Consider the following 1525-nt stretch of genomic DNA (forward strand, 5'->3'; position numbering starts at 1 on the left):
CGCTCCGCCTGGCGGAGACGCAGAACGCCGACCTACAGGGCCTCCTCTCCGACTGCGAGGAGTGCAGGGCCAGGGCCGAGGCCGAGGCCGTGGCCTCCGCCGCCCCTGCGTCGCATTTCGTGCAGTTCGACCACAACAGCTCCCATGTGGGCGGCGCCGAGGCCGAGCGCCTGAGGGCCTTCGCCCGGAGTGTCCGCGGCGAGAGGCTCGCCCTCGTGGCCGAGGCCAGCACGCCGGGCGGCGAGGACTACAACGTCCGCCTCTCCGAGCGCCGCCTCCGCCGCGTGGTCGAGATCCTCGTCGGCGAGGGACTCTCCGCCGGCGACCTGCGGCCCGCGACCGCCATCGGGGCGAGGAACGGCAAGCCGTCGGCAGAGGGCCGCAGAGTGACCATCACCGTGGTCAAAGAGTAAGAAGTAACGCAATAACAACACGAACGCCCGCGCCCCGGCAGCGTTCCCTCCCCGCGCGGAGGGTCAAGGAGGGGCCAAAGACTTATGAAACGGATAAAACTCATTCCGCTCGCCGTCACCATGCTGTTGGCGGCACCCGCGTTCCTCACCTCATGCCAGGAGGACGCGCCAGAGATCAACTACACGATGAGCGTGTCGGTGACCAACGACTTCACCAAGGTGGTGGAGGCCATCGACAGGGGCTCCCTCAAGAACGAGGAGGCCATCGCTAAACTCGCGGCCGCCATCGACAGGATGAACTCCGACCAGCAGGCCAAGCTCCAGGCCATCCGCGATGTCCTCAGCTCGGTCAACACCACACTCGAGACCAAGCTCGTCGCCATCGAGGCGGCGCTCAAGGCGCAGACCCTCTCGATGGAGGGGAAGCTGGATCTGATCAGGGGCGTCCTCGCCGACCAGAAGGCCACCCTCGACACCAGGCTGGCGGCCATCGAGGCCGCGATGAGGGCGCAGACGCTGTCGCTGGAGGGCAAGCTGGACCTGCTCACCGCCGCGGTCGACAACCAGACCCTCAAGCAGGAGGAGCTGGCGGAGAATCTTGTCACCGCCATCGACAACCTCGGCGAGGGCCTTGGGGGGAAGCTGGACCAGATCAAGGGCGTCCTCGACGACCAGAACACCACCCTCAAGACCAAGCTGGCGGCCATCGAGGCCGCTATCAAGGCGCAGACGCTGTCGCTGGAGGGCAAGCTTGACCTCCTGGAGGCTGCCGTCAAGGCCCTGCCGGACTACAGCTCACGGCTCGAAGCCATCAGCACGGCCATCGCCAACCTGCCTGACTACGGCGACAAGCTCTCCGCCATCGAGGCCGCCGTCAAGGGAATGCCTGACTACGGCGAGAAGCTCTCCGCCATCGTGGCGTCCCTCGACGCGATCAAGGACCAGGCCGAGGCTCTCGGCACCGGCCAGACCTCCATCGCCTCGGAGATAGCCGGCGTGACCGACGCCATCAACGACCTCGTCGCCGAAGTGAACAGCGGCAACACCAGCGCCGCCGCGGCCCTCGCGCAGATCATCCAGAAGCTCGAGGAGCTCAAGGGCAGCATCGGCGG

Annotated in this window: 2 protein-coding genes; both read left to right on the forward strand. The window is 67.0% G+C overall.

Features of this window, described 5'->3' with window-relative positions:
• The coding region (locus tag ACT84W_RS11065) for a hypothetical protein (RefSeq protein ID WP_444329264.1) at positions 1-413 on the forward strand (413 nt) is incomplete at its 5' end.
• Between the two features lie 84 nt (positions 414-497).
• Positions 498-1525: hypothetical protein (locus tag ACT84W_RS11070; RefSeq protein ID WP_444329265.1), on the forward strand; the 1028-nt coding region annotated here is incomplete at its 3' end.

This window comes from Paratractidigestivibacter sp., from assembly GCF_052362415.1.
Taxonomy (GTDB): domain Bacteria; phylum Actinomycetota; class Coriobacteriia; order Coriobacteriales; family Atopobiaceae; genus Paratractidigestivibacter.